The sequence below is a fragment of the Psychrobacter sp. ER1 genome (assembly GCF_048631835.1).
Lineage (GTDB): Bacteria > Pseudomonadota > Gammaproteobacteria > Pseudomonadales > Moraxellaceae > Psychrobacter.
The window spans coordinates 3,105,189-3,126,892 of sequence record NZ_CP184640.1; the positions used below are offsets into that span (position 1 = coordinate 3,105,189).

Genomic DNA, 21,704 nt, shown 5'->3' on the forward strand with positions numbered 1-21,704 from the left:
TCTCTCTACCTTTCCGCCATTCATCTTTGATACGCTTGCATGAAAAGGCCAAGCTAACGACCAAACTCAAGTTAGCAAATCGTCACATGAAATAAAGGAATAGCCTCCCCAAGCACTCAAAAAGTTGGTTATAATAAAGTTTTCGTTAACCAAACGCTAAAGATTGATTCACTTTTATTATGCTTGTAGCGATGGCTCTAATCGTTGCATCGTAGCCCATATTCTATGTTACTACTGTTATTACTTTTTAATGAACAACGCCAATTCTACCTCCCCTTGAGTAGGTTGGCACAGTTCTTGAATAACTTACAGTAAGCAAGGCAGAGATATGATGATGCACCATAGTACTTCTATCAATCTGCGGCATCACACAAATAAGGAATTTTTTATGAAGCTAATCACTGCGATCTTAAAACCGTTTAAGCTCGACGACGTGCGTGAAGCGCTTTCCGACATCGGTGTTAAAGGTGTCACTGTCACTGAAGTCAAAGGTTTCGGTCGTCAAAAAGGTCACACAGAGCTCTATCGCGGCGCAGAATACGTGGTGGACTTTTTACCTAAAGTAAAAGTCGAAGTCGCTGTGATCGACGAGATGGTTGAGCCTGCTATCGAGGCAATCACTCGTATCGCTAGCACTGGCAAGATTGGTGATGGTAAGATTTTTGTCACTGCACTTGAGCAAGTTATCCGCATCCGTACGGGTGAAACAGGACCTGACGCTATCTAAATTTGAAGACCTACCTACGGGCATAAACTTATAGGTACAGACTCTTACAGCATTTTTATCTATCGGTAATGCCGATATCTATATTATAAATTCAAGGGGAATTTAAATGGAAAGTCAAATCTTTGAGCTCCAATATGCGCTTGATACGTTTTACTTTTTGATATGTGGTGCGTTGGTCATGTGGATGGCAGCAGGCTTCACTATGTTAGAGGCCGGACTGGTCCGATCAAAAAACACAGTCGAAATCTTAACCAAAAACATTGCCCTATTTGCAACGGCTAGTATCATGTATATGGTATGTGGCTATGCGATTATGTATGGTGGCGATCTATTCTTAAGCGGAATTGCAGGCGGTGATACGTTAGTAGAAGACGCCCTAGCAGCCTCTGCTGAAAACGGCTTCGGTGGCGACTCTGTCTACTCTGCCGCATCAGATTTTTTCTTCCAAGTAGTCTTTGTAGCGACCTGTATGTCAATCGTATCAGGTGCGGTTGCTGAGCGCATGAAACTGTGGTCATTCTTATTATTCGCTGTAGTCATGACTGGTGTTATCTACCCACTAGAAGGTAGCTGGACATGGGGCGGCAACGATGTCTTTGGTCTATTTAACCTAGGCGACATGGGCTTCTCTGACTTTGCAGGCTCTGGTATTGTACATATGGCCGGTGCTGCAGCAGCTCTAGCAGGTGTATTGCTCTTAGGCTCACGTAAAGGTAAATATGGCCCTAATGGCGAGATACGTGCTATTCCTGGTGCCAACCTACCATTAGCGGCACTCGGTACACTAATCTTGTGGATGGGTTGGTTCGGTTTCAACGGTGGTTCAGTGCTTAAATTAGGCGACATCGCTAGTGCTAATGCTGTTGCAATGGTATTCTTGAACACTAATGCTGCTGCTGCTGGCGGTGCTGTCGGTGCCTTGATCTTAGCCCGCATCATCTTTGGTAAAGCGGATCTAACCATGCTTCTAAACGGTGTACTAGCAGGTCTAGTTGCCATTACTGCTGAGCCTTCAACTCCTTCTGCATTACAAGCCACTATTTTTGGTGTTATCGCCGGTATTATTGTAGTGCTATCTATTTTAGCCTTAGACAAAATCAAAATTGATGATCCAGTTGGTGCAATCTCAGTTCATGGTGTGGTCGGTCTATTTGGTCTGCTAATTGTACCTATTACTAACCCAGCATCTACCTTTATCGGTCAGATTGTGGGTGCTGCAACCATCTTTGCTTGGGTATTCATTGCCAGCCTAGTGGTTTGGTCTATCATCAAGCTAGTTATCGGTCTACGTATCTCTGAAGAAGACGAATACGAAGGTGCTGATATTGCAGAATGTGGTATGGAAGCTTACCCAGAATTTATAAGATAAGCGCCTTTCAAGTAAGCTAAAGATTGATGTTAAATGCGCTGATACTACCCACTGTAGTATCGGCGTTTATAATTTTAGTGTTTAAAGTTCTCCCCTGTTGAAGCCATAAGCTTAAATCTAAAACGTAAAAAATCCCGCGAGACCTTTCGGTAACGCGGGATTTTTATGTATTACGCTAAAACTAATTTTTTAGTTTATTTCTTTTTCCACTCTTGGCTACGAGAGAATGGTCCGATATAGCCTTTTAGCTTCAATGTGTTGCCGCTTAAGCTTGCAGTCATACGATAGTCTTTGCCTTTTTCAGGGTCAGTAATCGTACCACCACTATATTTACCACCACCGTCAGCTTTTAGACCTTTAATAATGGTCGTACCAACGTGCTTTTTGCCTTTAGCTGAGTTAGTAGCAATAAGAGTACCGGTCAACACACCATTTGACTCAGTGATCTTTACCGTACCTTTTGGCTTGCCTTCATCATATGTCTGCCAAGTAGTGTTGGCTAATGGGTCAGCGGCGAATGCCATGCTAGCAATACCAATACCAGCAACTGCTAAAGTGGTCTTTGTAAATAATTTCATAGATTGACTCCCTTCATACAATGATTACTCGAAACGTTATGTTTCTGTTGTCCTATGCTTATCCTTTGCTAGAATCTTTCATTACGAGCTTTATGATTTCGACCTTTTTAAATGATAGTTACCATTACAACTTATAAGCTTTTGGTTAAAGATTCAAGCGACACAAGCGATGTCTTAACTCATTATAAGCAATTTTTAGGTTTTGCCTAGTAATTTTTTTACAGTTTCTTATTTCTATAAAAATAAAACCATATCAAAGACTTATAGAAAAGGATTGTCGATATCTTTATCTAATTGGTCATCATTTTCCTTTGACTTAGCATCATTCTTGCTATATAGATTTTTATCTTCAAATGCTTGTACGATTTTTCCCGATAGCTCATGCAACTGTTGGGCTTGCTTATATCCTAACTCGTCAAAAGTGAGATCAATATCACCATATATAATAATCTTGTCTTTTTGATTTTCAATGACAAGATCACCAATCTGCATGCTTTGATGGTCGTTGGCGAATGGCTCAATCATTTGATTATCCTTATTATCAGTAACATTTTATATTTTTCGAAATGTGGTTATTTTAGAGGCTAACTTTTAGCTTAAGCCTGCAATTGTGCAATCAACCATTCTAAAATAGCCCAGACAAACAGCATCCACTCCGGCTCTTCTACTGGTACCTCAGGTGTATCTGAGCTCTCACCTGCCTTCAGTGGTAAATCAAATGCTTGAGATTTGGACTGACTATCTAGCATAGGTAATACATCGATACCAATCTCAGTGGTCAGCTCATCGATACTGATCACATCGATGCGTTCTGACTCATCATTTGGGGCGTAATACACGCCTGCTTGATTGGTTGCTGGGATATATACCGCTTTAAAGAAGTGACTGGGCACAAGGACACGGTTAGCGAGCTGCTTGGTTTTTTATTAGTAAATGCCACACCTGTGATGGTATACACCTCACCGTATTGCTGAGTCAAATATCGAGTGGCAGATTCAATATTACGCCAAATATAGCGATTATTACGTGGTGACTGCGGAGCGATATTGGCTAAACTAAAACTATCGTACTGCTGGCTGCGATTGGCCATATTGGCATTAGGTGCCAAATGTCCTCGATCATAGCCAGAGCCTGAATAATCAGATAATGAGGCTCGTGCTGACTTTGGTAGTTTACTCTCTTCGTGGAAGCTATCTTCACGATCGATCTGCTTAGCTTGTTGCAGACGTGTGCGATCGAGATGCTCTGCTGACCAAAGCGGTGTACGCGATACTCCTGAATACATAACCGCAAAGCCATCCATGCATAGCGCTTGTGTGTCTTTTTTAGCTTGGTATTGGTAAATTCAGGATAAACACCCCCATAAAAAGACTGGCTACACTGGGTCAAATCATCAGCGTGTGCTTGGGTAATACCTGTCGCGACAAGTAATACTGCCATCAGCGCACTATTCTTACATCCGTACTTAAGCCTACTAAAACTTATCATTCAACTTTCAACCATTTATACTTGCCGTTACATACTTGCTATCCTAGCAGGCGCTTGCCAATAAAGAAAGATAGCGCGCAAGTCGTGACATTTTAAATGGTATCCGCTATACTTAGGCGTTCAAAAAACGGTGAAGTGGGTGAGTGGCTGAAACCGCACGCCTGGAAAGTGTGTATACGTTCATAGCGTATCGAGGGTTCGAATCCCTCCTTCACCGCCAATCTTATTCTGCTTAAGCAAACCCTCATTTTTCTATCTTGTTCTACCCTTCTCTAAATATTCTTTATACTTTTTAACAGTAAGACTTTCAGTCTATACCCATACTCTACTGCTGTCTGAAACACTTCTGTCTAGCCTTAATTTCATGTGTCGAATGAATCTAATAACTATCTGTCTTCTGTAGGATCAAACAATAAAAACCCCAGTTGATCAACTGGGGTTTTTATTATCTTCAAATACTAACCTAGCTTTTAGAGCATGGCTTGCGCAATCATCGCTGATCCGATGAAAGTACCTGTAAAGGTTAATACCGCAACAATGGCAATTTTAAAGCCAGACTTCTTAAACAAATCGACTTCCATTTGCGAGATGGCAAAACCAGCATAAGCAAGGACTGGCGTTAATAATTGTAGAACGCCCAGTTTGGCGGTTTCTTCCAAAACATAAGTATTAAATGGAAACTGTGGTAGAGAGATTAAAATAGCTACAATAGATATCCAAGCAATCGCCGGTACATTGACTGGAATAAATCGCTTTAACAACATACCAATCACACAACAGGCAAACAAAATGAGCATGGCTGGCAATGCCGTTAATGGATTTACACCTTGCCCTACCCAGTTGCTCAGTAGCAAGACCACGCAAATCACAGCCAATAAAATAAAAGACTGCATGATTGATAGACTGGCAGGCTCTTCCATGACTGCATCGAGATTAGTTTCTGTCGTAGCGACTGTTTGTTGGTTCTTCTTAAATTTACTGACTACTTTATACAAAAACTCTGTAAAAGGTAGTGCTACAAACAAACTAACAAATAAACCAGTGGCATACGTTAGCAAGTTAGAAGTAGCGGCAAAGGCAGTAATGGTTTCTGCTTGGGCAGGCACCGTCTCTGCCAATGCTGCTGAACAAGCACCCATCATACTACCACTACCAATACCGCATGCCATAGCAAGTGCGCGTACATCCATAATGTCCATCGAGGCAATGATACCGGCCATTAATGAGAAGTAAATCGCGCCAAACAAAGTACCCATGACATAGACGCCCATTACACCGATTCCTTCTGGGCTTTGTAACCCATATTTATCAGCAATCAAAGCAACGTTGGGTTCACGAGCAACGGAGTGCGTGGCACCGATAGCTTCTCGGCCCATGCCAAAGACAAGCACTGCAACGGGTAGCGCAATCAGAACGGTCGCTACGTTACCTAACTCTTGCAATAGTAGTGCTGGACCGGCAGCAATGATTTCTTCGATATTGGGACCAACGCCAACACCAAATTTGGCGATAAAAGGCATAATACTTAACAGAATGGCGTAACTGGCGAACTTGGCGCGTTTTTTGGTTATAACCACTTTCATCGAAGGCACGACATTGGGGTTTAATAAAATCGCGAAGATAAAAGCATAAAGTAATGGCAGTAATACCAGAATGCCAATACCGATAGGGATTTTTATAATGCCTATCCATTCTGCTAATAATGACACAGCAATCACTAATAAATGCAGTTTCCAATCAAGCAGGTGCTTTGTCATGGTAGGTGACAGCACGCTATTGTTGTTCATATAAATTCCCTTTGAGTGTGATGATGGCTCTATTGACTGAACTTGGTCTATTGAGCTTTATCTATTGATAATAAAATTTTATTCAGCGTTCTTTGGTAACTCTGACTCAACCAAAGAAGTCCATACTTTGATACCTGTCTCAATAGCATCATCATTGAAGTCATAAGACGCATTGTGCAGCGGCTTAGAAGGTGTGCTGCCATCAACGCCCAACCAAAAATAGGCGCCTTTAACTACCTGACTCATAAATGAGAAGTCTTCAGAAGCCATCGAAGGCTCTACATCGGTATTGACTTTATCAGCACCCAACGCCTTAGTAGCCGCTTCTTTAATCTCAAGGTAAGCCTGCCTGTCATTGGTGGTTACTGGATAACGAATGTGGTAATCCATCTCGCCTTTGACACCATATAAAGGCGGCAGAGTGGCGACCATTTCTGTGAGCATCTCTTGCATAGATTGGCGCACATCCATATCAAAGCTACGAACCGTACCTTTTAAGATGGCAACATCTGGAATCACGTTGGTGGTATCGCCGCTGTTCATTTGCGTCACGCTGATAACGCCAGACTGCAATGGCGAGACGCGGCGAGAGATAATAGATTGAATATTGGTGATTAGTGCAGCACCTGCGGCGATAGGGTCAGCGCCCAAATGCGGCATGGCAGCATGCGTGCCTTTACCCGTCAATGTAATCTCAAAAGTATCAAAAGAGGCCATCATCGGACCATTATTTACAGCGATTTCTCCTACTGGCAGCCCAGGCCAATTATGCAAGCCATAAACGGCATCCATCGGAAATTTATCAAATAAGCCATCATCAATCATGGCTTTGGCGCCGCCTAACACCTCTTCTGCAGGCTGAAAAATAAAGTGAATGGTGCCACTAAACTCTTTATGTTGACTTAAGTGTTTTGCCGCTCCTAGCAGAACAGAGGTATGACCATCGTGACCACAAGCGTGCATACAGTTTGCGTGGGTAGATTTATGCTCAACGTCGTTTTGTTCTGCAATTGGCAACGCGTCAATATCGGCTCTTATACCGATAGTAGGACCTGCACCGTTTTTCAAAGTGCCCACCACACCAGTGCCACCCAAACCTTGATGAACTTCAATACCAAAAGATTGTAATTTATCTACGATAAATGAAGAGGTCTTAAATTCTTTGAATCCAAGCTCAGGCTGGCTATGAATCTGTTTGCGCCATTGTTTGACTTCATCTAATAATGCTTCATTAACTGACATTTATTTTTTCCTTTGAGAGTATGTATTGATATACCGACGTTGGCATTGATACGCGCTATCAACTTTTGGATAGCGAAAAACCATCTAATCTTTTTGCATTCTTTTACTTTTACCAAATAAATAAGCCACTTAAAGTGGCTTATTTACGACGTACTAGAGATATATTTTCTTGAATGGCTATTGTAACCTATTTTCACGCATTCGAATAAAGCCGAGTCGTATTAGTAAGCTTCGTCTTTATCTCTTTTTGAATAGATTTTTTACAGTCGTGCAGATTATAAGCATCTTTACAGTCGTGTTTGGCCATATAAAACTACCGTTAAATGCGTAAATACTCTATTACGATTCGTTTTATTAATAGCTTAATTTTATTCCTAGACCCCTATTTGAAAAGGCTTTGAGTTTTTCTGTGGCGCTCAATCTAGTTTTATATCAATGCTAGTCAATATTGCTATTCCGTACAAAAATGTAATCACAATAGGGTCTCTGATACTCGGCAGATGCCATTGTCCAAAAATTGGATTATAGTAGATATCGGTAGTATTTATTTAAATAAACTAAAGGATACAACGATGAAAACACTAGGAATGTGTATCGTAGCAGGACTCGGATTGAGTGCTTGTGCTACTGGCATGGGCGGCATGGCAACAGGTAATACCAATCAAAATAACAGCTCTGATAAAGTGGTCACTCAATACCCAGTTGAGACTGCCTTACTCAATATCTATACCAAACAACGTAGTGAAAAACTGGTCGCTACTGTCGGCGGACAAAGCGTAGCCGCAGATATTCAAATCACCCCTAAAGGCAGCATGCGCTTTAATAATAAGATGGTACAAGGCGCAGAAGTCAGCACAATCAACACTGTGAATCAGCAGATTATGGATCAGTCCGTCGCTATCAATTATTTTACGCTAAACCCATTGGTGTTCCATGGTTTTACAGATAGTACGGGTGAGTATTCAATCGCTAACCAAACGACAAGTATCCCTAAGTTAGCTACGGTGGGCGACTCAAGTCAGCTCATCACTGAAAACGTATATGCTGACAGCAGTATGCGTCAGAAAACCGCCACCTATAAGCAGGACTGGTCGCTCACACAAGATACAAATAACACGGCGTGGCTCTGTATAGAAACCTCAGGCAATCTACTTTTGACTTCTGGTGCTGCAGGTACGTCTTCAGAATGCTATAAAATCAATGCCAAAGGCAATGTTTTGAGTAGTAAAGTCACACTCACTCAGCCTAATAAAAGCGGCATATCCAAATCAATGACGTTTATCAGTCAGTAGTGTTCACCTAACTAGTAACGTTCAATAGTGTCATATAAGAACAAAAAAATAGCGCCTAATTAAGGCGCTATTTTTGGATGATAGGATCGTATTTTTATGAGCGACGGTCATGATTGTTTCTGTCGTGACTGTTTTTGTCGTGGCTGTTTTTAGCATGGACATTTTTGGCTGTTGCTTTGTGTTTAGCAGCCACTACGTTCGCTTTGTGATGTGACTTTGCTGCCTTAACTTTGGCATGCTTATAGTTATTACTCGCTTTATTGCTGCTGTGTTTTTGTTGCTGTACTTGAGCTGAATGATGCTTATCAAAATTAGGTGCAGCATTGGCTTGACCCACCATCGACAAACAAGCAGTAGCGGCTAAAATCGAACTAACTAGTATCTTTTTCATCATTTTATTCCTTTGAATTCATATTTAGAGTAGTTATAGATAATGCATTTAGTGTTAAATGAACTATCGTGATAAAGCTTTACTCTATCGACAAAGAGAATGATAAATGATTCTAGTATTAAGTAGATTTATGAAACTTGAAGAAAGGTTGCGATTGTTACGAGGGCATACGCGATCAAAGGCATGTTAGGCATTGCCGTAATGTTTGGTTAAATAACAGCGTATTTACGCTTTATCGGTAAGCATCGTAGACAAGGTGTTTACAAAACGCGAATGACTATCTACTTAATGAAGGATATGGATACGGTTAGGCCAAATTTTCTGATATCAATACTTCTGCTATTCGAAAAACCTAACTCATTAGAAGTTAATGGCTAATGTTTAAAGCGAACATAGCAATACTCCATACTGCTATGCTCTAAATGTGCTAAACAGACGTTTTTTGCAAAATATAAACCACAAACTTGGCCTCTGTGCTAAATGCCGCTGTTTCTACGGCAGCCAATAGTACTTGCCTTTTTCGCTGCGGGCACGGTACGCATAAGGCGTCATCGTCATCAAATCAGCCAAATCCTCTGCGGATAACGTTAGCTCTGTACTGACACGGCAGGTCTCAACCAATGTAAAATATGGTGCCAATTCTTGCAAGAATTTATCAGAGTCATGCTCACGCACATCATCAAATAGCGCATCACGCATCGTTGCCAAATGCCCAACATCAGGTTTGGCAATAATTAAATAGCCACTATCCATCAATACATTATCAAACGCCTCGGGCAAAATAGGGCTAAAAATACTACTAATACCCGTCATACTGTGCGGGCGTAATGGTAAATGTGCAGCACTGGTCACTAATGGATAGACCGCTGTCGTCTTGGCAGTACCTTCTTTACGCGGCTGATACCATAGACGACCTGCTACTTTACTGACTTTGGCCAGCTCAACCACTGCAGGCTTACTGATGTCAGCGGCTATCAGCGTGTCTATAACATCCGAGCCCATTTGCGCCATTGCCTGCGTGTAATAGCCTTCTCCGCAGCCAATATCAAGCCAATTGACTGGCTTATTATCTTGCTTATCTATTAACTCATCGTTAGACAGCAACTCTGTCATTTTTTGGCTAATTAGGTTTTGGAGCGGTGCGTAGTGCCCATGATTCAAAAACCGTTTACGCGCATCGATAGATTCTTGGCTATCCCCAGGTGCTTTGGACTTTTTTGTTGTACTGGTAGTAAGTTGACATAGCCTTGACGCGCCACATCAAAGGGATGTGAAGTTTGCTTAGGGTGCAAACTACCATCACAGCGCCAAGTATCTACGGCAGGCTGTAGTGGTGACTGACAAAGTGGACAAATAAATAACGACACGGGCATCTCAAAGTGATAGCAATATGTTTCGCATTTTAACAAAATTCATCTGCCTTGAGCGATAAAAAGCCGTCTCAATCATGATTGAAACGGCTTTTTGGAGTTTTGCAAATTGATATCCATATAGATATTTGGTGGTTATAGCTTAACGCAGTTTTAGCGTCATTAGTCCAAGGATGACAAGAATAATGGCAATAATCCAAAATCTTGCCACCACTTGCGTTTCTTTCCAGCCAATTTCCTCAAAATGATGATGCAGCGGTGCCATACGGAAGACGCGTTTTTTGCGTAGTTTGTACGAGCCAACTTGCAACATCACTGATAGCGCTTCTGCGACAAACAAACCACCCATAATCGCAAAGGCAATCTCTTGACGGGTCATCACGGCGATAGTACCTAGCATTGCACCCAATGCTAGCGCGCCAACATCACCCATAAATACTTGTGCTGGATGCGCGTTGAACCATAAGAAACCAAGACCTGCTCCGACCATTGAGCCACAGACGATGATGACTTCGGAGTTGTAAGGAATATAAGGCACATGTAAGTAATCAGCAAAGCGTACATCGCCTGATACATAGGCCATCGCGCCCAAACCTGCAGCGACGAGAACGACTGGCAAAATCGCCAAACCATCCAAACCATCGGTTAGATTGACTGCGTTAGAAGCACCATTAATCACAAAGTAAGTAAAGATGATGAAGCCAATACCAAATGGCACTACTGAAAATGGAATCATCCAGTCTTTGAATACTGGCAATAGCAGATCCTGCATCTCACGCGTGGTGTTGATATCTGGTTGTAGCGTTGCGATATAATATAAAGACACACCGACAAACAGTGCCCCCATAGACAGCCAAAAATACTTTTTGCGCGCGATTAAGCCTTTTGGATCTTTGTACTTAATTTTTAGCCAATCATCAGCCCAACCGACGGCACCAAAGATAACCATAACCACGAGCAAAATCCAAACATAAGGATTGTTTAGTCGTGCCCATAGTAGCGTCGATATACCAATCGCACTTAGGATCAATACCCCGCCCATGGTTGGCGTACCAGTCTTGGCCAAATGCGACTGAGGCCCATCATTACGAATGGCCTGACCATATTTGAGCGATCGCAAGTGCCGAATGACACGGCCACCAAACATCATGCTAAATACAAGGGCGGTAACAACTGCAAGCAATGCTCGTAGCGTCAACGAAGAAACCGCAGAAAACGGCGTATAATACTGGCCAAGCCAGCCGAACAACCAAACTAACACCGCCTACTCCTCTACTAGCGCATGAATAAGTGTTTCCATTCCCATGGAACGAGAGCCTTTGAACAACACAGTACAAGGCTTAGCTTGTTGCGCCTGCAAATACGGCTGTAAATACTCTAATAAACTGTCTTTGTCGGCGAAAGCATGAGCACTGATATCAGATACCTCTTGCGCACCCGCAACGGTGTAAGGGGCATATTCGCCAACACAAAGCAGCACGTTGATACCTGTGGTCGCAATAGTACGGCCCAAGCTCTGATGCTCACTGATAGCCGCCTCGCCTAGCTCACCGATATCGCCCAGTACCATCACTTGCGTACCCGTTTGCGCAGCCAATACTTTGGCAGCGGCACGTACCGAATGAGGGTTGGCATTATAAGTATCATCAATGAGACGATGCATACCAAGTATCTGGCTATTTAGACGACCTTTAGCAGGACGCGCATTTTCAAGCCCAATGACGATATCACTCACCTCAATATTCAGCGCATGCGCACAGGCAGCAGCGGCCAAGGCATTATTGACATTGTGTTCACCTGCCAATGGTAAGTTGATATCATGGACTTGGTTACCGATATGTAGTTTGAACTCACTACGTTCAGGCTCTACGTCTAGATGGCTTGCGCTCACATCCGTATTACCAAAGCCAATCACATGTGAGGTGTGCTTTTCAGCGATACGGCGTAGCTGATTGGTAAAATCATCCTTATCAGGAACAATCGCAAACTGCGCGTCCGTCAACGTATGGTAAATCTCTGCTTTGGTTTGGCAGATACCTTCACGGCTACCAAATTCACCCAAATGGGCTGTACCGATGTTTAAGATACAGGCCACGTCAGGCTGAACGATTTCAGTCGTATAAGCAATCTCGCCAATATGGTTTGCACCCAACTCTAAAATAGCATAGCGATGATGATCTGATAGCTCAAGCAGCATCATTGGTACACCCAAATCGTTATTGAGGTTACCACGAGTGATTAAGGTCGGTGCCAATCTACCAAAAATACTGCCTAGCATTTCTTTGCAAGTGGTCTTGCCGCTAGAACCCGTAATAGCAATCACGGTTAAATCTGTATGCTGCTGACGACGATACGCTGCCAATTGACCTAGTGCCAAACGAGTATCGCTGACTACCAATTGCGGAATAGCATTTGGGCCAGACAACGAGGTAGGACGCGAGACGACAGCGGCAACAGCGCCTTTTGATATTGCTGTCTCGATATAATCGTGACCATCGAAATTATCGCCGCTTAGCGCCAAAAATATATCGCCTGGCTTTATCGTGCGGGTATCGGTGGCTACACGTTTACTGGACAAGGCCGTCTGCTCTGCTCCATGGCCTTGTGGTAGTTGCCACTGCCCATCGAGCGACGTGGTCGCTGCGAGCAGATTGTCCATTTGCCAGACATAGAGCCCTTGCGACTGGGCAGTATTATCGGTGTCGGCTGTCATAATGATTACCTTATATGATGATTACTTAATTTTTATATTTAATGATCAATTTTTACTAATGCATGTACCGAGGGCCAATCAATTACACACGGCCAGCTTGATTCAATGTCTGCTGCAAAACAACACTGTCATCGAAATCATAGCGGACGTTGTTAATCTCTTGATAGGTCTCATGACCTTTGCCTGCGATGACAACGATATCATCTACACCTGAGTGACTAACTGCATACTCAATAGCGGTTTGGCGGGCAGGCTCGATATGGGTTCGTTGATATTGCTCAGCGGTCATACCAGCCTGCATATCTTGCAAAATCATATTGGGATCTTCGGTACGTGGATTATCCGCAGTCAAAACAACTTGATCAGCACCTGTGAGGCCCGCCTGCGCCATCAACGGTCGCTTGCCTGCATCACGATCTCCGCCGCAACCAAATACCGCCCAAAGCTGACCTTTACAGTGGGTTTTTAAGCTTGCCAACACTTGGCTTAGCGCGTCTGGAGTATGCGCATAATCAACGATAAAGCAGCCATCATTTGACGGTACACGCTGCATACGCCCAACCGCACCTTGCAACTGTGCAACAGTAGGCGCAATACGCTCAATATTTATAGCCAAGTCAACATCAAGTGCTACGACGGCTGCTATCGCTGCGAGCAAATTGGCTACATTGAAGCGACCTAATAATGAACTGATAATCTCTATGTTGTCAGCTTTGTCATCGCCAAAATCAGTACGCAGATTGATTTGGACGCCTTGCAGACTTGGTATGATATCAGCGGCAACGAAAGTCGCAGTTTTTGATGAATCCAAACTGTATGTCCATACCGTTAAACCGCTGGCGTTTGCCATCTCTAACATAACCTGAGCGTGCTCATCATCGATATTGATAATGGCATGGGTCAAATCTGGGAAATGAGCTTTATCAAACAGCTTTGCTTTGGCAGCGGCATATTCTGCCATATCGGCATGATAGTCTAAATGGTCACGACTCAAATTGGTATAAATCGCTACAGTGACTGGCATACCTTGTAGACGTTGCTGGTCCAGCCCGTGAGAGCTGGCCTCTAATGCTAATATTTCTGCTTGCTCTGTTCCCATTTGATATAGGAACTGCTGGACAGCTAACGCATCGCCCGTGGTATGGCTGGCTTGCACCAGAGCACCAAGTCTACCATTACCTGCAGTACCCATTACTGCGCTACTCTGATCCATCAATTGAGTAAGCTGTGCTACTAATTGGCTAATGGTTGTTTTGCCATTCGTACCAGTCACCGCAACCACGGTCGGTAGAGTCACTGGCTGCTGATATTGCAGGCGCGCTTGAATTAAGCTACCCAAAAAGTCGCGAATGTTAGGAACGTATAAGACAGGGCACGGCAATGCTGCTAGTTGCTGCATACTAGCGATACTATCCGTCTGCAGTTCACTACTGGTATTTGAGAGATTTGTTGCTTCGCTAAGCAAAATACTAGGGTCAATCTCTGAGAGAATAAACGCGGCTTGTTCAGCGGCTTGCAGTAAATAGTCGCGACTTTTTTCAGAATTGGCTGTTTGACTTTTTAAAAGGACAAATACGTCATTCGCTTCCAACTGGCGATTGTCTAAGCGAAACTGTTGAAACGGAATATGGGCAATAGATTGAGCTTGATCTAAACTCGCCTGATTAGATGCTTTCTGAATCGATGTTGCTATCATCGCTGTAAGCTGCTCAGCCAGTTTTTGCTGCTGGCTTTTATTGGCATCTATAAGCTGTTGTAAAGTAACAGTAGCGCTATCTAGCGATGATATAGTCATAGATAAATCCTAAACAGTTAAAACGTGTCAGCTCAGTAGAACTGGACATTTAAAATAATTGAACGCTTACTGCGCTTCCGTTTTTAGTGGCTTATCCAAAGGCACATTATACAATCGCAATGCTTCTTTCATCACATTATGGAAGACCGGTGCGACCGTTAGACCAGCATAAATTTGACCGCGCGGGTCTTCGATAAGCATTACGCCTACCAGCTTTGGATTAGATGCAGGCGCCATACCAGCAAAGACGTTACGATACTGATCGGTATAATAGCCACCATCTGGATTGATACGTCGTGACGTACCCGTCTTACCTGCCACGCGATATCCATCAATGGCGGCGGCTTTCGCCGTACCACCAGGCTCAGTCACGCTCTCAAGCATCTGTACAATCGACATTGCCTGCTCATGCGCCATAATACGTTTGCTTGGCTGCGACTTGTCATCTTTAATTAAAGTTAATGGATGCATGACTCCACCTGCTGCTAGGGCTGAATACGCCTGTGCAACCTGTGCCAATGTCACTTGTAGACCATAACCATAACTAACCGTCGCACGACGCGAGGTTTCTTTTTCTTTTGGCGTGACGATTAAACCACTGCCCTCACCTGGGAATTGCAAAGGTGTTTTTGAGCCAAAGCCAAACTGTCGTTGCATATTACTAATAGCATCGGCTGGCAGTGATAGCGCAATCTTGGTCGAGGCAACGTTACTAGATTTCTGTAATAGCGTGGCCATGTTAATCATGCCCAAATTATTATGATCTCGAATGGTATAGCCACGTACGCGAATCGAACCAGGATTGGTATCAATCAAGGTCGTTGGCGTATATTTACCCGAGTCTAGCGCTGCCGCCACGGTAAACGGTTTCATCACCGAACCTGGTTCAAACACATCTAACAGTGCGCGGTTACGCTGGTTTTCACCCGTCATCTCGTTAAGGTTGTTCGAGTTAAACGATGGCCATGTCGATAACGCTAACACTTCACCAGTTTGCACATCAACAATCATACCCGTTGACCAGCGGGCTTTTTGCAAACGCCCAGCTTTTTCTAGCTCTTTATATAGCAAATACTGCAAGCGCGAATCAATCGTCAACGCCACATCTTTGCCAGGTACTTCTGGCTCGATCTGTTTGATTTCTTTTAGGCTGTTTTGTTTGGCGTCTTTTAGAACCAGTACTTTTCCGTCATCACCTGCCAAATCTTTTTCATACTGACGCTCAATACCAGCACGGCCTTCGTAGCCGCCTTCGGGATCCTTGGCGTTTTGACCCATAAAACCTAGCAGCTGTGCATTAGACTGTGGCTGCGGGTAATAACGCTGAAAGAAATTCTTTTCGTAGACGCCTGGGAAATCAAGTGAGCTGACGCTTTGGGCAATCTCAGGTGTGACTTTATTAAGCAATGGCAAATAGTGCGATCCTGCGCCAGATGGCAAAGCAGCTTTTACCGCTTTCTCATCGGTCACATCGATACTGTCATCAATAGCCGTGACTTTTTCAACTCATCGACCGAGATATTGGCAGCAGCGGCTAGCTTGGTCAGGTCCATATTATCTAGACGCTTTTGCATACGCGCCTGTAATTGGGGACTGCTAGGGTTGGTGATGATAATGCGCTTTAGCTCGTAATATTCACGCGAATAATCATGCGGACTAAACGAAACCGTCGCGAGCGGCGCGCTGACCGCAAGCGGTAGATTATTACGATCGGTAATCATACCGCGATAAGATTTTTGGGTGCGCTCACTGGTAATGAGCTCATTACCTTTGTCTTGATAAAACTGTGCATTAGCAACCTGAATATAATAAGCGCGGCTAATGAGTAGCGCTAATATGACCAGCGCTAGACCCCAGACCATACGAAAACGGTTCTTGTCTTGTTCGAAACCACCGAGAGCAGAAGCACCTGACGCTTTGCTCGAAAAAACCATTTTGCTTTTGCGGTTTTTTACACTGGTATAAGCGCCTTGGGTATCGCTTTTTTGATGCGACCAAACAATTTGGCCTTGCGATTACTTACAGCTTTATCGGGCTTGCTACTCGTTTGACCAGATTTAGCAGCACTGGCTCGGCGTAGAGGTTTGGTTACCTTGCCGCTGGCTGGTTTCTTGCTAGTGTTTTTTGCGGTGGATTTAGGCTTCTTCTCACTCATTGTCCTGCCTCCGTCGCTGGTTCTTCAGGAGAAATATCGGTAGAGGCACGTGACCCGATGACGTCAGATGTATCTTCATCTGAGTCTTCCGTAACCACTGGCACCAATGCAGTTGCGACGCCAGGCTGGATAATCAGCTTATCCTTTAATGTTGGCGAATACATACCCAATTCAGCAACCGCTCGACTGGCAATCTGCGGCGTGGCGCTAAAGGTTTGTTGCTCAATTAATAGACGCTGATGCTCTACTTGTAGCTTACGTTCTTGTTTTTTCATGTCTTGCAAAGTTTTGTAGTCCTGATGATATTGCTGAACTTCTTCGGCAGTTTTGATACCACTCCATACAATCGTGGCTGCCAATAGCAATAGCACGACCACATAAATGCTCACCACATTAAACCGGCGCACGAACAGCTCGCCGACATCGGTATTATAAGGTGTAGCAGTGCGGCGATTCGCAGGTTTGTCAGATATTGCCATGACGATCTCAAAAAGGTGAACGTAAACGATAGAGTAGATAACGGATTGCGAAAGATGAACGTGTCATTATTCGGTCATACCATCGATAAATATAAAACCAAAGACACTTATAAGTGTAAAAACCACACTTAAAAAACGAACGTAAAAAACACATCCAATAGCCAATTTACTCAGGAGCCATAAATCATCACAACTCATGGCTATCAATATGTCATACCACAACCAAACACGTTGAATGGCTATACTATATAAAACCATTCAACTATTAAGCAGATAAAAACTAACTGCTGAGCCTAACAGACAATATTTACAGATTTTTAACAGTGGCGTAGCCATTAGGACATTTGCGCATCATTTAGACAAATATTAGCAACCTCAGGCAACTCACTAATCATATTCGACTATGACTTGTGGCGTCGTGATGTTCTTCTATAACCCTGTTGTCTGCTCATAAGCTGTGTCAGTACGCGTTGCCATACGCAACCATGCGCTACGCGCACGTGGGTTTTGACTCGTCTCAGCTTTGCTTGGGCCAACACGTTTTGGCTTGCTAAAATAGCGTGGACGATTCGGCGGCATTGGCAGGTTTTCGTCTTCTGGATACTGCCCTTTGCTATGTCGCTGCAAGAACTGCTTGATACGGCGATCTTCTAATGAATGAAAACTAATGACCGCTAGCTGCCCACCTGACTTTAAGATAGGAATGCTTTGCGCTAAAAAGTCGTCGACATCGCCCAGCTCATTATTAATAAAAATACGCATGGCTTGAAAGCTTTGCGTCGCTGGATGTTTACCGCGTTGCCAATTAGGATGCGCTACTTTGATCACTTCTGCCAACTCAAGCGTAGACTCGTAGCTCTCCATCTGTTTGATAGCTCGTGCAATACGGCGACTGTGACGCTCTTCGCCAAACTCATAAAGCACATTGGCCAACGTTTCATCATCGACTTTTTCAAGCCATTCGGCAACTGACTGGCCACGGCTGGTGTCCATACGCATGTCTACTGCCCCGTCACGCATAAAGCTAAAGCCGCGACTACCGTCATCAATCTGCGGTGATGAAATGCCCAAATCCGCCATTAAGCCATCAACTTCACTGATGCCCATAGCAGCCAGACTGTCGGTCAACGTCGCAAAACTATCGTGAACCACACGCACACGGCTGTCTTTGCTTGCCAGCTCTTGAGCCACGCTAATGGCTGTCGGATCTTTGTCAAAGACAATCAGTGTTGCATCATCGGCGAGTTGACTTAATAGCAGTCGGCTATGGCCACCACGGCCAAAAGTTGCATCAACGTAGATACCACTTATATTTAAGCTATTTTGGTCACCTTCTGTTTGCTTGGGCAAGGATTTTACGCCGAGCACCGCAGCGACAGTCTCTTGCAGCAGCACCGCATCATGGACAAAACTCAATTCATCAGACGTGATATCGCCCTCATGACGGGCGTGAGTAACATCCAGATCGACATCTTGCGTAGACGCACCCTTTACAGCAGAAGGATTAGACACTGACTCAGAGAGATCAGCGGCGGCAGAAGGACTGGCTTTCGATTTTGGCTTAGACTTTGATAGGGACACAAACAACTCAATAGATGACGACCGTACTGGCCAGTAATTAGATGAAAATAAACAAGTTATGACTTGCTTAGCATTATTATCGCAAGGATACACCTGTAGTCAAGCACTAGAAGGGCTTTTCATTAAAAATATCACATGTCTCTGTTATACTAGCGCTATATTTTACGCTATTTCTTAACATCGACTTCATATCTTTCATCGCTATTTATACTAATAGCTTATATCGATAGCAAACTTTGAGACTTTTATCATGCAAACCTCTACTGACAGCACGCGCCCTGTACGTACGCGTATCGCCCCATCACCAACTGGCTTCCCACACGTAGGTACTGCCTATATTGCCCTGTTTAACTTGGCCTTTGCCAAAGCTCACGGCGGCGAATTCATCTTACGTATCGAAGACACTGATCAGACTCGCTCAACTGAGCAATCAGAACAAATGATTTTGGATGCCCTACGTTGGGTTGGTTTAGATTGGAGCGAGGGCCCAGATATTGGCGGCCCACATGCCCCTTATCGTCAGAGCGAGCGTAGCGATATCTACAAAAAACACGCCGAGATACTCATAGGAAAAGACCATGCGTTCCGCTGTTTTTGTACCAGTGAAGAGTTAGACGCTATGCGTGCTGAGCAAATGGCTAATGGCGAAACTCCTCGTTATGATGGTCGCTGTGCTCATCTTGCACCAGAAAAAGCCGAGCAATTGGTAAGCGAGGGCAAGCCGCACGTGATTCGTATGCGCGTACCGACTGAAGGCATCTGTCAGGTACATGACATGCTACGCGGCACCGTTGAGATTCCTTGGACTCAAGTCGATATGCAAGTACTGCTAAAAACAGACGGCATGCCAACGTATCATTTAGCCAACGTCGTTGATGATCATTTGATGGAAATCACTCATGTGATGCGCGGTGAAGAGTGGCTGAACTCTGCGCCTAAGCATCAACTACTTTATGATTATTTTGGTTGGGAAATGCCAACGCTTTGCCACATGCCGCTACTGCGTAACCCTGATAAATCAAAGCTGTCTAAACGTAAAAACCCAACTTCTATCACCTACTATCGTGATGCAGGCGTGCTACCTGAAGCGCTGCTAAACTATCTCGGTCGTATGGGCTACTCAATGCCCAATGATGCTGAGCAGTTTACGCTAGAAGAAATGATTGCCAGCTTTGATATTCAGCGCGTGTCGCTTGGCGGCCCTATCTTCGATATCGAAAAGCTAAACTGGCTCAATGCAGAATGGCTACGTGCGCTTAGCCCTGAAGAGCTAAAGAATAAAATCCTTGAGTGGGCCAGCAACAGTGACAAGCTAACCGCTATCGCAGCGGCGATTCAGCCACGTATCGAGCTATTGTCTGATGCGGTTAATTGGGGTGGTTTCTACTTCCAAAACCTACCTGACATCAATGCTGAGAGCTTCACTCATAAATCACTCACCCCTGAGCAAATTATCGAGATGCTGCAATTAGCGCTTTGGCAATTAGAAGTCTTGCCAACGTGGTCAGAAGAAAATATCTACGCCACGCTAAAAGGCCTTGCTGCTCACCTGGATATTAAGATGCGTGACTTTATGGCACCGTTCTTTATCGCTATCGCTGGTAGCACCTCATCGACGCCAGTCATGAACTCTATGGCGATTATCGGCGCTGACATGACCTTGACTCGCTTACGTCACGCCGTTGATGTATTAGGCGGCCTCGGTAAAAAGAAACTGAAGAAGTTAGAGAAACAAGCGGCAGAATTGCCAGATTTTTTGGCTGCTGCTGAGTAGTTTAGAAGCTGAACAACTTATCTACTAAACAGTTAACTAGCTAAACTTGTCGAATGTAAAAGGGTCAGGCCATCTCTGACCCTTTTTTCGTTAAGCGCAGTTATTACTACCTCAAATTATTAGACATCTTTTACTAAACATTTCAATTGGAAATAAACATGGCTACCAAAACCGTCACGATAGAAAACAAAGATTATGTGTTTAACACCCTAAAAGAAGCGCAAAAATACTACGATACCATCGTAAAAGAGCTTTTTGAGGCAAACCTTACCCTAACCACAGGTCAGGATTTTGAAGATTTAAAATGGATATACCGCACTTACTGCGGTTATACCAAGCATAATCTAGATAAATTAGGCAAATATGATGTCATTGGGGTCAAAAGTATCAGAACAATCCGAGAAAAATGCGGTCAATATGTACCAGCGGAGTGCTGTGCGATTATTTTTTCTGATGGCAGCGAAGCAGAGTTTTATACCGATAAAGCCATCAAAGAGATCGCGCTTAAGCAAAATCCACGCTAATTTAGGTGTGTTGAGCCTTTAAGACAGGCTAAATCGCTTTTTTTGCATATTTATGAATTATTTTTAAAATAGTGGTTGACAAGACTGCCGCTCTTACATAAAATACGCACACTCTTAGCGAGGGGCTATAGCTCAGTTGGTAGAGCACTTGCATGGCATGCAAGGGGTCAACGGTTCGACTCCGTTTAGCTCCACCATACTTATTTATAGCAACGCTCAGTATTACTGAAACGTAATCGTAAATACTCGCTAGTAGGACGATATCAGCACCTAGGCAAGGCTTGCTCTATTATTAATAGATAAGCTATCTGATATTGTGAAGTACCGTTGTAACCACTGGTTATAACACTCTATGCGTCCCCATCGTCTAGAGGCCTAGGACACCGCCCTTTCACGGCGGTAACGGGGGTTCGAATCCCCCTGGGGACGCCACTATTCG

The 21,704-nt window shown here is 43.9% G+C and carries 22 protein-coding genes and 3 tRNA genes; 8 read left to right on the plus strand and 17 right to left on the minus strand.

What is annotated here, in order from left to right:
* The first annotated feature begins 388 nt into the window (after positions 1-388).
* Both ACOBWA_RS14445 and ACOBWA_RS14450 read left to right on the plus strand, forming a co-directional pair.
* Positions 389-727, plus strand: a complete 339-nt coding sequence (locus ACOBWA_RS14445; protein ID WP_010197981.1) for a P-II family nitrogen regulator — start codon at positions 389-391, stop codon at positions 725-727.
* A 106-nt stretch (positions 728-833) separates the two neighbouring features.
* A complete protein-coding gene (locus ACOBWA_RS14450; RefSeq protein WP_102078333.1) occupies positions 834-2,096 on the plus strand; it encodes an ammonium transporter in 1,263 nt (420 codons plus the stop codon).
* 194 nt (positions 2,097-2,290) lie between these two features.
* On the opposite strand, the gene ACOBWA_RS14455 is transcribed toward ACOBWA_RS14450, so the two are convergent.
* From ACOBWA_RS14455 to ACOBWA_RS14470, 4 genes are all read right to left on the minus strand, one after another.
* On the minus strand, positions 2,291-2,674 hold the full coding sequence (locus ACOBWA_RS14455; RefSeq protein WP_101205965.1) for a DUF2147 domain-containing protein: 384 nt from the start codon (positions 2,672-2,674) through the stop codon (positions 2,291-2,293).
* 261 nt (positions 2,675-2,935) lie between these two features.
* Positions 2,936-3,199: a hypothetical protein gene (locus ACOBWA_RS14460; RefSeq protein ID WP_101205966.1), complete on the minus strand. Its 264-nt coding sequence runs from the start codon at positions 3,197-3,199 to the stop codon at positions 2,936-2,938.
* 71 nt (positions 3,200-3,270) lie between these two features.
* Positions 3,271-3,513, minus strand: a complete 243-nt coding sequence (locus ACOBWA_RS14465; protein ID WP_420229745.1) for a hypothetical protein — start codon at positions 3,511-3,513, stop codon at positions 3,271-3,273.
* Positions 3,471-3,977, minus strand: a complete 507-nt coding sequence (locus ACOBWA_RS14470) for a DNA/RNA non-specific endonuclease (RefSeq protein WP_420229746.1) — start codon at positions 3,975-3,977, stop codon at positions 3,471-3,473. The genes ACOBWA_RS14465 and ACOBWA_RS14470 overlap by 43 nt, the downstream gene beginning before the upstream one ends.
* Positions 3,978-4,291: 314 nt before the next feature.
* Between ACOBWA_RS14470 and ACOBWA_RS14475 the strand changes: the two genes are divergently transcribed.
* Positions 4,292-4,382 (plus strand) — tRNA-Ser (locus ACOBWA_RS14475).
* 250 nt (positions 4,383-4,632) lie between these two features.
* On the opposite strand, the gene ACOBWA_RS14480 is transcribed toward ACOBWA_RS14475, so the two are convergent.
* Both ACOBWA_RS14480 and ACOBWA_RS14485 read right to left on the minus strand, forming a co-directional pair.
* Positions 4,633-5,949, minus strand: a complete 1,317-nt coding sequence (locus ACOBWA_RS14480; protein WP_420229747.1) for a DUF3100 domain-containing protein — start codon at positions 5,947-5,949, stop codon at positions 4,633-4,635.
* Positions 5,950-6,027: 78 nt separating this feature from the next.
* Entirely contained in the window at positions 6,028-7,191 is a 1,164-nt protein-coding gene (locus tag ACOBWA_RS14485) for a M20 aminoacylase family protein (RefSeq protein WP_420229748.1), read from the minus strand.
* A 572-nt stretch (positions 7,192-7,763) separates the two neighbouring features.
* On the opposite strand from ACOBWA_RS14485, the gene ACOBWA_RS14490 reads away from it, so the two are divergent.
* Complete coding sequence (locus ACOBWA_RS14490) at positions 7,764-8,483, plus strand: hypothetical protein (protein WP_420229749.1); 720 nt, start codon at positions 7,764-7,766, stop codon at positions 8,481-8,483.
* Between the two features lie 94 nt (positions 8,484-8,577).
* Here ACOBWA_RS14490 and ACOBWA_RS14495 read toward each other — a convergent pair whose 3' ends face one another.
* The 11 genes from ACOBWA_RS14495 to rsmH form a co-directional block, all read right to left on the minus strand.
* A complete protein-coding gene (locus ACOBWA_RS14495; protein WP_420229750.1) occupies positions 8,578-8,874 on the minus strand; it encodes a hypothetical protein in 297 nt (98 codons plus the stop codon).
* A 492-nt stretch (positions 8,875-9,366) separates the two neighbouring features.
* Positions 9,367-9,987: a methyltransferase domain-containing protein gene (locus tag ACOBWA_RS14500; RefSeq protein WP_420229751.1), complete on the minus strand. Its 621-nt coding sequence runs from the start codon at positions 9,985-9,987 to the stop codon at positions 9,367-9,369.
* 44 nt (positions 9,988-10,031) lie between these two features.
* Positions 10,032-10,241 (minus strand): putative RNA methyltransferase, encoded by a 210-nt coding sequence (locus ACOBWA_RS14505; protein WP_420229752.1) that lies wholly within the window; start codon positions 10,239-10,241, stop codon positions 10,032-10,034.
* Between the two features lie 145 nt (positions 10,242-10,386).
* Positions 10,387-11,505 carry a phospho-N-acetylmuramoyl-pentapeptide-transferase gene (gene mraY / locus ACOBWA_RS14510; RefSeq protein ID WP_238050561.1) on the minus strand — a complete coding sequence of 373 codons (1,119 nt, stop codon included), beginning with the start codon at positions 11,503-11,505 and terminating at the stop codon, positions 10,387-10,389.
* Between the two features lie 3 nt (positions 11,506-11,508).
* Positions 11,509-12,957, minus strand: a complete 1,449-nt coding sequence (locus ACOBWA_RS14515) for a UDP-N-acetylmuramoyl-tripeptide--D-alanyl-D-alanine ligase (protein WP_420229753.1) — start codon at positions 12,955-12,957, stop codon at positions 11,509-11,511.
* 82 nt (positions 12,958-13,039) lie between these two features.
* The gene (locus ACOBWA_RS14520; RefSeq protein ID WP_420229754.1) at positions 13,040-14,752 is read right to left on the minus strand and encodes a UDP-N-acetylmuramoyl-L-alanyl-D-glutamate--2,6-diaminopimelate ligase; all 1,713 of its coding nucleotides are present in this window, start codon (positions 14,750-14,752) and stop codon (positions 13,040-13,042) included.
* 66 nt (positions 14,753-14,818) lie between these two features.
* On the minus strand, positions 14,819-16,222 hold the full coding sequence (locus ACOBWA_RS14525; RefSeq protein WP_420229755.1) for a peptidoglycan D,D-transpeptidase FtsI family protein: 1,404 nt from the start codon (positions 16,220-16,222) through the stop codon (positions 14,819-14,821).
* On the minus strand, positions 16,219-16,686 hold the full coding sequence (locus ACOBWA_RS14530) for a hypothetical protein (protein ID WP_420229756.1): 468 nt from the start codon (positions 16,684-16,686) through the stop codon (positions 16,219-16,221). The genes ACOBWA_RS14525 and ACOBWA_RS14530 overlap by 4 nt, the downstream gene beginning before the upstream one ends.
* A 17-nt stretch (positions 16,687-16,703) precedes the next feature.
* On the minus strand, positions 16,704-16,907 hold the full coding sequence (locus ACOBWA_RS14535) for a hypothetical protein (RefSeq protein ID WP_420229757.1): 204 nt from the start codon (positions 16,905-16,907) through the stop codon (positions 16,704-16,706).
* Positions 16,904-17,386, minus strand: a complete 483-nt coding sequence (gene ftsL, locus ACOBWA_RS14540) for a cell division protein FtsL (RefSeq protein ID WP_420229758.1) — start codon at positions 17,384-17,386, stop codon at positions 16,904-16,906. The genes ACOBWA_RS14535 and ftsL overlap by 4 nt, the downstream gene beginning before the upstream one ends.
* A gap of 429 nt (positions 17,387-17,815) precedes the next feature.
* Positions 17,816-18,850: a 16S rRNA (cytosine(1402)-N(4))-methyltransferase RsmH gene (rsmH, locus tag ACOBWA_RS14545; protein ID WP_420230792.1), complete on the minus strand. Its 1,035-nt coding sequence runs from the start codon at positions 18,848-18,850 to the stop codon at positions 17,816-17,818.
* A 364-nt stretch (positions 18,851-19,214) separates the two neighbouring features.
* On the opposite strand from rsmH, the gene gltX reads away from it, so the two are divergent.
* The 4 genes from gltX (at position 19,215) to ACOBWA_RS14565 (ending at position 21,697) form a co-directional block, all read left to right on the plus strand.
* A complete protein-coding gene (gltX, locus tag ACOBWA_RS14550; RefSeq protein ID WP_420230793.1) occupies positions 19,215-20,741 on the plus strand; it encodes a glutamate--tRNA ligase in 1,527 nt (508 codons plus the stop codon).
* Positions 20,742-20,899: 158 nt separating this feature from the next.
* Complete coding sequence (locus ACOBWA_RS14555) at positions 20,900-21,265, plus strand: hypothetical protein (RefSeq protein ID WP_420229759.1); 366 nt, start codon at positions 20,900-20,902, stop codon at positions 21,263-21,265.
* Between the two features lie 121 nt (positions 21,266-21,386).
* A tRNA-Ala gene (locus ACOBWA_RS14560) sits at positions 21,387-21,462 on the plus strand.
* 159 nt (positions 21,463-21,621) lie between these two features.
* Positions 21,622-21,697, plus strand: a tRNA-Glu gene (locus ACOBWA_RS14565).
* The last annotated feature ends 7 nt before the right edge of the window (positions 21,698-21,704 follow it).

Excerpts from the sequence above, each read along its gene's own strand:
- ACOBWA_RS14445 (WP_010197981.1), top strand. The coding sequence starts at position 389 with ATGAAGCTAATCACTGCGATCTTAAAACCGTTTAAGCTCGACGACGTG.
- ACOBWA_RS14450 (WP_102078333.1), top strand. The coding sequence starts at position 834 with ATGGAAAGTCAAATCTTTGAGCTCCAATATGCGCTTGATACGTTTTAC.
- ACOBWA_RS14455 (WP_101205965.1), bottom strand. The coding sequence starts at position 2,674 with ATGAAATTATTTACAAAGACCACTTTAGCAGTTGCTGGTATTGGTATT.
- ACOBWA_RS14460 (WP_101205966.1), bottom strand. The coding sequence starts at position 3,199 with ATGATTGAGCCATTCGCCAACGACCATCAAAGCATGCAGATTGGTGAT.
- ACOBWA_RS14470 (WP_420229746.1), bottom strand. The coding sequence starts at position 3,977 with ATGGATGGCTTTGCGGTTATGTATTCAGGAGTATCGCGTACACCGCTT.
- ACOBWA_RS14480 (WP_420229747.1), bottom strand. The coding sequence starts at position 5,949 with ATGAACAACAATAGCGTGCTGTCACCTACCATGACAAAGCACCTGCTT.
- ACOBWA_RS14485 (WP_420229748.1), bottom strand. The coding sequence starts at position 7,191 with ATGTCAGTTAATGAAGCATTATTAGATGAAGTCAAACAATGGCGCAAA.
- ACOBWA_RS14490 (WP_420229749.1), top strand. The coding sequence starts at position 7,764 with ATGAAAACACTAGGAATGTGTATCGTAGCAGGACTCGGATTGAGTGCT.
- ACOBWA_RS14495 (WP_420229750.1), bottom strand. The coding sequence starts at position 8,874 with ATGAAAAAGATACTAGTTAGTTCGATTTTAGCCGCTACTGCTTGTTTG.
- ACOBWA_RS14500 (WP_420229751.1), bottom strand. The coding sequence starts at position 9,987 with ATGACAGAGTTGCTGTCTAACGATGAGTTAATAGATAAGCAAGATAAT.
- ACOBWA_RS14515 (WP_420229753.1), bottom strand. The coding sequence starts at position 12,957 with ATGACAGCCGACACCGATAATACTGCCCAGTCGCAAGGGCTCTATGTC.
- ACOBWA_RS14520 (WP_420229754.1), bottom strand. The coding sequence starts at position 14,752 with ATGACTATATCATCGCTAGATAGCGCTACTGTTACTTTACAACAGCTT.
- ACOBWA_RS14530 (WP_420229756.1), bottom strand. The coding sequence starts at position 16,686 with ATGGTTTTTTCGAGCAAAGCGTCAGGTGCTTCTGCTCTCGGTGGTTTC.
- ACOBWA_RS14535 (WP_420229757.1), bottom strand. The coding sequence starts at position 16,907 with ATGAGTGAGAAGAAGCCTAAATCCACCGCAAAAAACACTAGCAAGAAA.
- ftsL (WP_420229758.1), bottom strand. The coding sequence starts at position 17,386 with ATGGCAATATCTGACAAACCTGCGAATCGCCGCACTGCTACACCTTAT.
- ACOBWA_RS14555 (WP_420229759.1), top strand. The coding sequence starts at position 20,900 with ATGGCTACCAAAACCGTCACGATAGAAAACAAAGATTATGTGTTTAAC.